Genomic DNA, 7,376 nt, shown 5'->3' with positions numbered 1-7,376 from the left:
CTGGCGCACGCCCTCGTCCTCGAGGACGTTGAAGGTCTTCAGCTCGCTGGCGCCGCTGGCCTTCAGGATCTGGATCGCGCGGCCGGAGAAGCCGCACATCGGGAACTGGGCGGTGCCCTTCATGAAGAGCATGACCCGGTTGCCTTTGACCAGGTCGTCGATGCGTTGCTGAACGTCGCTCATGGCGGAATCCTCTGAAAGCTGATGCGGGAAGACGTGTGCGGGCGCGCGCCGGGACGGCACGGCGGGCCGCGCGATCCAGCGATTATCGGGCAGCGGACATGCCCGCGCTCGGCGGAGCCCAAGGGCTGTCGATCCGCCGGCGGTGACGCTCAGAAGCTGTAGCTGACGCCGAACTGGACGACCGGCCGGTAGCGCAGGTCCTGCGACAGGTCGGCTTGCGGCGCGCTGTTGCCCAGGCGCAGCGCCGAGGCACCGCCACCGACCACGCCCAGGTCGGCGCTGAAGCCCCAACCGCCCCGCAGCGAGTAGCTGGTGTAGCCGACGCGACATAGGACAGCGAGAGATTGGGCTCGCGATCCGGGCCGGTGAGCAGGCTGAGGCTGCGGCTGCCCGCCGACAGCGACGGCGTCAAGGCCGCGCCGCGGCCGAGCGCCAGGCCGGAGCTGCTCTGCAGCAGCGACATCGGGCCCAGCATCAGCCCCCCGGTGGCCCGCAGGCCGCCACGCGTGCCGGCGCCCAGGCCGGAACCGGTCAGGTAATAGTCCGCCAGCAGGTTGGCGCTCAGCAGGCGGCTGCCGCGGCGGGCGTCGAAGGAGAGGGCGTCGTCGTCCTGGCTCTGGCTCACCTGCAGGCGGGCCTGCCAATGGGTGAAGGCCTGGCGGTCGGGCTTCAACTGCAGGCCTTGTTGGGCCCAGGCGGCACCGGCCATGCAGACACTGCCGGCCAGGACCACGGCAAGGCGCAAGAGCAAGGGGGCGGCGCGCATGACAGGTCTCCCAGACTGACGACAACACCCGTTTCGAAATGGTTCAAAACGGGCACCAAGTCAGACCATGCTACGCCCCACCGAGTTACCGCGCCAGATCGAGTTGCGGGGGTTTCCAGGCACTGTTGCGGATTCCCGGCGCGGGTTCCCGCAGTGTGGAAACAGCGTGTGAAGTTGGGTGCAAATGGTTGAGATCCGAACGCGGCGCGCGCTCAGCCGGGCCAGCGACCGCCGGTGGCGCGGGGCTGGCCGCCGAGGTCGCGGCGGGTCTCGACCTCGATGAAGCCGCGCGCGCGCAGCATCGCGGCGACGGCGTCGGCCTGGTCGAAGCCATGCTCCAGCAGCAGCCAACCGTCGGGCCGCAGCCACGCGGGGGCCCCCTCGATCAGGTGGCGAAGGTCGGCCAGGCCATCCCCTTCGGGGGTGAGCGCGGTGCGGGGTTCGTGCTTCAGGGCGTCCAGGTGGTGGTCGTCCCCCGCCACGTAGGGCGGGTTGCTGACGATCAGGTCGAAGGGGGGCTGACCCGCCAGGGGCTCGAACCAGCTTCCCAGGTGACCGTCGACCTGCAAGCCCAGTCGCTGCGCGTTGTCCAGCGCCACCGCCAGCGCGCCCGGGCTGAAGTCGACCATGCGGACATCCGCGTCCGGCCGCTGCGACTTGATCGACAGCGCGATCGCGCCGGTACCGGTGCCCAGGTCCACGACGCGCAGGGGACGCGGCCCCTCCAGGCGCTCCAGCGCCCACTGCACCAGCAGCTCGGTGTCGGGCCGGGGGATCAGGGTGTCCGGCGTGACGCGCAGCGTCAGGCCGAAGAACTCCTTCTCGCCGGTGAGATACGCCAGCGGCACGCCATCCAGGCGGCGCGCCAGCCAGTGGTGGAAGCGCTCCGCCGTCACGGCGTCGAGCAGGTCCGTGTCATGGCCGATCAGCCAGGCGCGCGAGACCCCGAGCAGCGCCTGCAGCAGGTACTGCGCCTCGGCGCGCGGCAGGCCGGCGGCGATCGCGGTCCGCTCGGCGTTGACGACGGTCAGGGCGGGGCCGCCACCCGATCGAGCGCCCGGGCCGCCGTCGGCGTGGCCGTCACGGATGCTCATGTCGCCCCGCCTTCCAGCGCGGCAAGCTGCTCGGCCGCCTGCGCCTGCTGCAGGCCCTGGAGGACGTCGCGAAGGTCGCCATCCATGATCGCGCCCAGCTTGTACAGCGTCAGGTTGATCCGGTGGTCGGTCAGGCGTCCCTGCGGGAAGTTGTAGGTGCGGATGCGATCGCTGCGGTCGCCGCTGCCGATCAGGCTCTTGCGCTGGGCCGCCTCCTTGGCGCGCGCTCGCTGCGGTCCTTCTCGCGCAGCCGCGCGGCGAGCACCGCCATCGCCTTGGCCTTGTTGCGGTGCTGGCTGCGGTCGTCCTGGCATTCGGCGACCAGGCCGGTGGGCAGATGGGTGATGCGGATCGCGCTGTCGGTCTTGTTGACGTGCTGCCCGCCCGCGCGCTGGCGCGGAAGGTGTCGATGCGCAGGTCGGCGGGATTGAGCTGGATTTCCTCCGCCTCGTCGGGCTCGGCCATGACGGCGACCGTGCAGGCGCTGGTGTGGATGCGGCCCTGCGACTCGGTCGCCGGCACGCGCTGCACGCGATGGCCGCCGGATTCGAACTTCAGCTGCCCGTAGACGCCGTCGCCATCGAGCCGCAGCACGATTTCCTTGTAGCCGCCCAGATCCGATTCATTGGCCGACAGCACCTCGCAGCGCCAGCCCTGGGCTTCGGCGAAGCGCGTGTACATGCGGGTCAGGTCGCCGGCGAAGAGCGCCGATTCGTCGCCGCCGGTCCCGGCGCGGATCTCCAGGAAGGCCGGCCGATCGTCGTCGGGGTCCTTGGGGATCAGTGCCAGCTGCAGCTCCTGGTCGAGCTGCTCGAGGTCCGCCTGCGCCGCGTCGATCTCCTCGCGCGCCATCTCGGCCATGTCCGCGTCGCCGCTGTCGAGCAACTCGCGCGCCGCGGCCAGGTCCTGCTCGCGCTGGACGTAGCGGCGGTAGCGCTCGACGAGCGAGGACACCTCCGCCTGCTCGCGCGTCAGCGCCCGGTAGCGCTTCATGTCCGCGGCGACGCTGCCGTCGGCGAGGGTGGTGTCGAGTTCCGCCAGCCGGTAGCCGAGGCGGTCGAACTGCTGGCGCAGGGCGTCTTTCATGGGGAATCCGGAGGGAGTGCGGCCCCTCGAAGGGGGAGCGGACGGAGCGGGCGGCGGGGGGAACACTGCGCGGCGGTGGCCGCGGGCGGAACGGGCACCGGGCGCATCGCCGGTGCCGGCGGCGATCGCCGCTACGAGTCCGCTTCGTCGCCGAGCGCGTCGGCGTGCAGGCCGGGCGTCTTCGCGCTGCCGCGCAGGAACAGCCGCGACACGGTCTGCGCCATCTGCAGGCGCTGCTCACCGTCGCTGCCGTTGAGCTCGGCCATCGCGCCGTGCAGCATCTTCTGCGTCAGGCCGCGCGCGAGCGCATCCAGCACGCTGTCGATGTCCTCGCCTCTGGCCAGCAGCTTGCGGGCGCGCTGGAGTTCGGCCTGGCGCCAGCTGTCGGCCTGCTGATGCAGGGCCTGGATCAGCGGCACCGTGTGGCGCTGGCCCAGCCAGTGGACGAAGCTCTGCACGCCGGTCTCGATGATGGCCTCGGCCTGCTGGACGGCGGCCTGGCGCTTCTCGCCGGCGGTCTGGACCAGCTTGGACAGGTCGTCGACGGTGTAGAGATAGACGTCGTCCAGTTGAGCGACTTCCTGCTCGATGTCGCGCGGCACGGCCAGGTCGACCATGAACATCGGCTTGTGGCGGCGCTTTTTCAGCGCGCGCTCGACGGCGCCCAGCCCGATCAGCGGCAGGCTGGAGGCGGTGCAGGAGATCACCGCGTCGAATTCGTGCAGGCGGTCGGGCAGGTCGGCGAGGCGGAAGGCCTCGGCGCCCAGGTGGCTGGCGAGCTTCTCGCCGCGCTCCAGCGTCCGGTTCGCGACCGAGATCGACTTCGGGCCCTTGGCCGCGAAATGGGTGCCGACCAGCTCGATCATCTCGCCCGCGCCGACCAGCAGCACGCGGATGTCGGCGAGGTGCTCGAACAGCTGGGCGGCCAGCCGGACCGACGCGGCGGCCATGCTGATCGAGTGGCTGCCGATCTCGGTGGAGCTGCGCACTTCCTTGGCGACCGAGAAGCTGCGCTGGAAGAGCTGGTGCAGCGTCGTGCCGAGGGTGCCGGCCTGGTCGGCCTCGCGCACGGCCTGCTTGAGCTGGCCCAGGATCTGCGGCTCGCCCAGCACCATCGAGTCCAGCCCGCTGGCGACCCGGAAGGCGTGCCGGGCCGCGGCGCCGTCCTCGACGACATAGGCGTGGTCCATCAGCGTCGCGCTGCCAACGCCGCCCACCTGCGCCAGCCAGTCCACCGCGGGGCGGACCATGTCGGCGTCGCCGGCGACGTAGAGCTCGGTGCGGTTGCAGGTGGAGAGGATGGCGGCTTCCGCCGCGGTGGCCCGGCGGCGCTGCGGCGCGCCGACCTGGTCCTGGAAGCGCAGCAGCGTCGGCGCCAGTTGCTCGAGCGTGAACGCGAAACGTCCGCGCAGGTCGAGGGGCGCGGACGTGTGGTTCAGGCCGAGGGCGAAGACGGACATGGCCGCGATTATAAAATTCCGCCCCGACCCGTGCACCGCACCGGCCTTGGCGGCGCGCTCATCGCCCCGGGATGCGTCAAGAACGGCGCTTTCGTCACACTTTTTCCCCTCGCCCGGAGCGAACCGACCCGTGGACCCACTCGACGCCGTCTGGCATTTCGGCAACCTGTTCCTGCCCGCCTGGGGCGTGGCCGCGCTGATGGCGCTGGCGCTCAAGCTGATCTGGCGGGAGACCGTCGCCGGCATGCGCTGGCGCACGCTGGCCGTCTGGGGCGGACTGGGCGGGACGATGGGCATCGCCGCCGCCCTGATGCTGACCGGGCGCGACGGCACCATGGCCGGCTACGGCCTGATGCTGCTGGGCGTCACCGCCGCCCAGTGGGGCGTCAGCTACAAGCGCTGAGGCTGAGCGGGCCGCTCAGCCGGCCAGGTCGGCGGTGATCGGCACCTCGCCGCGCAGCGAGTGCGCGAAGGCCTCGGTGATGCGCATCGGGATGATCTGGTGCATCAGCCGCTCATGGCCCTTGAAGTTGACGATGCGGTTGCACTCGGTGCGGCCCATCAGCTCGGTGGCGTCCTTGCGCGCATGGCCGGACACCAGCACCGGCACCGTCTTGCCCACCAGGCTGTCGTTGTAGCGGATCGCGGTGGCCTCGATCTCGGCCTGCAGTTCCTGCAGGCGGCGCACCTTCACCTCGTGGGGCGTGTCATCCGCCAGGTTGGCGGCCGGCGTGCCGGGGCGCGGGCTGAAGATGAAGCTGAACGAGGCGTCGAAACCGATGTCGCGCACCAGCTGCATGGTCTTGGCGTGGTCCTCGTCGGTCTCGCCGGGGAAGCCGACGATGAAGTCCGAGGCGACGCGGATGTCCGGCCGCACCGCGCGCAGCTTGCGCACGATGCTCTTGAACTGCAGCGTGGTGTAGCCGCGCTTCATCGCCATCAGGATGCGGTCCGAGCCGTGCTGCACCGGCAGGTGGACGTGGTTCACCAGCTGCGGGATCTTGCCGTAGGCGTCGATCAGACGCTGGCTGAACTCGTTGGGATGGCTGGTCGTGTAGCGGATGCGCTCGATGCCGGGAATCTCGGCCACGTACTCCAGCAGCAGCGCGAAGTCGGCGATCTCGTCGGAGTCGCCCATCTTGCCTCGGTAGGCATTCACGTTCTGCCCCAGCAGCGTCACTTCCTTGACGCCCTGGTCCGCCAGGCCGGCGACTTCCTCCAGCACGTCCTCGAAGGGCCGGCTGACCTCCTCGCCGCGGGTGTAGGGCACCACGCAGTAGGAGCAGTACTTGGAGCAGCCTTCCATGATGGACACGAAGGCGGAGGCGCCCTCCACGCGGGCCGGGGGCAGGTGGTCGAACTTCTCGATCTCGGGGAAGGAGATGTCCACCTGCGGGCGGAGCTGCTCCTGGCGCTGAGCCAGCATCTGCGGCAGGCGGTGCAGGGTCTGCGGGCCGAAGACGACGTCGACATAGGGCGCGCGCTCGATGATTGCCGCGCCCTCCTGGCTGGCGACGCAGCCGCCGACGCCGATCATCACGCCCTTGGCCTTCAGGTGCTTGATGCGGCCCAGGTCGGAGAACACCTTCTCCTGCGCCTTCTCGCGGACCGAGCAGGTGTTGAACAGCACCAGGTCAGCCTGCTCGACGTCGGTGGTGGGCTCGTAGCCCTCGGCGGCGCGCAGCACGTCGGCCATCTTGTCCGAGTCGTACTCGTTCATCTGGCAGCCGAAGGTCTTGATGAAGACTTTCTTGCTCATGGGGAGCTCCGGGAGACATCGGCGCGACCCGCGGGGCGGGCCGGCGTTCAGGGGATCAGGGCTTGCGCCAGACCTGGCTGGCCTGGTCGAAGACCAGCTGGGAGGCTTGCTGCGGGGAGGTCGGCCAGGACTTGTTGGCCAGCTCCACCTCGTTCAGCACCCAGACGTCCATGAGCAGGCCATTGATGTCGGTGGTGTAGAGGACGGTCAGCTTCTGGTCGTACAGCGAGCCCGGCGTGGCGACCTGGTCGACCGCGTTGCGGATGCGGGCGCCGGGCGCGAGCCGGGCGGCCTTGCCGTTGAGCTTCACGTCCGGCGTGACGCCGATGACCAGTTCGCCGCGCAGCGCGCGCTGCGGGAAATAGCGGTGGCCGGGGACGATCTGCGCGTGGGCGGTCGATGGCGCGGTGAACGCGCCGATGCCGGCGACGGTCGAGAGGACCGCGAAGACGGCGGCAGTTGCGGCGGCGGCAGCGGTGCTGGCGGCCGACGTCGTCAGCAGGCGACGACGGGGCAGGGCGGGCGGGGCACAGCGGTACATGGTGTAGATCCAGTGGCTGCGGAAAATTCGCAAGGGCGCGAGTTTAACGGGACGAGCGCGGCGGGGCGCGCCGCCGCCCGCGCGGCCTTGGACCCGGGCGTCAGAGCTGGCGGGTGGCGTCACCCTGCGCCAGCGGTGCCGGCGCGGGCTCGGGCAGCACGTAGACGACACCGGCGCCGTGGCCAAGCACCGGCGCGACGACGCGGTCGAAGAACTCGCCGGTGACGACCACGCAGCCCAGCGAGATCCGGTTGTCGTCCGGCGACGGCGAGGCGAGCCGCTCGGCGCGGCGCTCGCGCGCCGGGCTGGGGCGCAGGCGATGGATGGCGAAGGCGGCGTCGTAGTCGACCCAGATGACGGTCTCGCCCTTGAGGTTGGGGCCGGGCAGGCTGTCGTAGCGGCCGGCGGGCGTGGTGCGCAGGTCCGCGGGGATGCCGGTGGCGACCATGTCGCCGACACCCGGGGCGACGCGATCGCCGCGGGCCAG

Annotated in this window: 6 protein-coding genes and 3 pseudogenes; 1 reads left to right on the top strand and 8 read right to left on the bottom strand. The window is 70.8% G+C overall.

What is annotated here, in order from left to right:
• From FUT87_RS12530 to hemA, 5 genes and pseudogenes are all read right to left on the bottom strand, one after another.
• Nucleotides 1–183: glutaredoxin domain-containing protein (locus tag FUT87_RS12530; protein ID WP_310735190.1), on the bottom strand; the 183-nt coding region annotated here is incomplete at its 3' end.
• An 82-nt stretch (nt 184–265) separates the two neighbouring features.
• Complete coding sequence (locus FUT87_RS12525) at nt 266–949, bottom strand: hypothetical protein (protein ID WP_147241227.1); 684 nt, start codon at nt 947–949, stop codon at nt 266–268.
• 212 nt (nt 950–1,161) lie between these two features.
• Nucleotides 1,162–1,929 (bottom strand): annotated as a pseudogene (gene prmC / locus FUT87_RS12520) (peptide chain release factor N(5)-glutamine methyltransferase); the annotation flags it as partial.
• A 110-nt stretch (nt 1,930–2,039) separates the two neighbouring features.
• Nucleotides 2,040–3,129 (bottom strand): annotated as a pseudogene (gene prfA, locus FUT87_RS12515) (peptide chain release factor 1).
• A 131-nt stretch (nt 3,130–3,260) separates the two neighbouring features.
• Nucleotides 3,261–4,589 (bottom strand): glutamyl-tRNA reductase, encoded by a 1,329-nt coding sequence (hemA, locus tag FUT87_RS12510; protein WP_147240006.1) that lies wholly within the window; start codon nt 4,587–4,589, stop codon nt 3,261–3,263.
• A 130-nt stretch (nt 4,590–4,719) separates the two neighbouring features.
• Between hemA and FUT87_RS12505 the strand changes: the two genes are divergently transcribed.
• Nucleotides 4,720–4,992, top strand: a complete 273-nt coding sequence (locus tag FUT87_RS12505) for a hypothetical protein (protein WP_091727104.1) — start codon at nt 4,720–4,722, stop codon at nt 4,990–4,992.
• A gap of 15 nt (nt 4,993–5,007) precedes the next feature.
• On the opposite strand, the gene miaB is transcribed toward FUT87_RS12505, so the two are convergent.
• From miaB to FUT87_RS28720, 3 genes and pseudogenes are all read right to left on the bottom strand, one after another.
• Nucleotides 5,008–6,348, bottom strand: coding sequence for a tRNA (N6-isopentenyl adenosine(37)-C2)-methylthiotransferase MiaB (miaB, locus tag FUT87_RS12500; RefSeq protein WP_147240005.1), 1,341 nt, complete (start codon nt 6,346–6,348; stop codon nt 5,008–5,010).
• Nucleotides 6,349–6,403: 55 nt separating this feature from the next.
• On the bottom strand, nt 6,404–6,922 hold the full coding sequence (locus FUT87_RS12495; RefSeq protein WP_186830506.1) for a hypothetical protein: 519 nt from the start codon (nt 6,920–6,922) through the stop codon (nt 6,404–6,406).
• Nucleotides 6,923–6,989: 67 nt separating this feature from the next.
• A pseudogene (locus tag FUT87_RS28720) lies at nt 6,990–7,376 on the bottom strand (hypothetical protein); the annotation flags it as partial.

The organism is Mitsuaria sp. TWR114 (genome assembly GCF_007997345.1).
The sequence above is the reverse complement of the archived record's forward strand: the minus strand, read 5'-3'. Positions and strand labels throughout refer to the sequence as shown.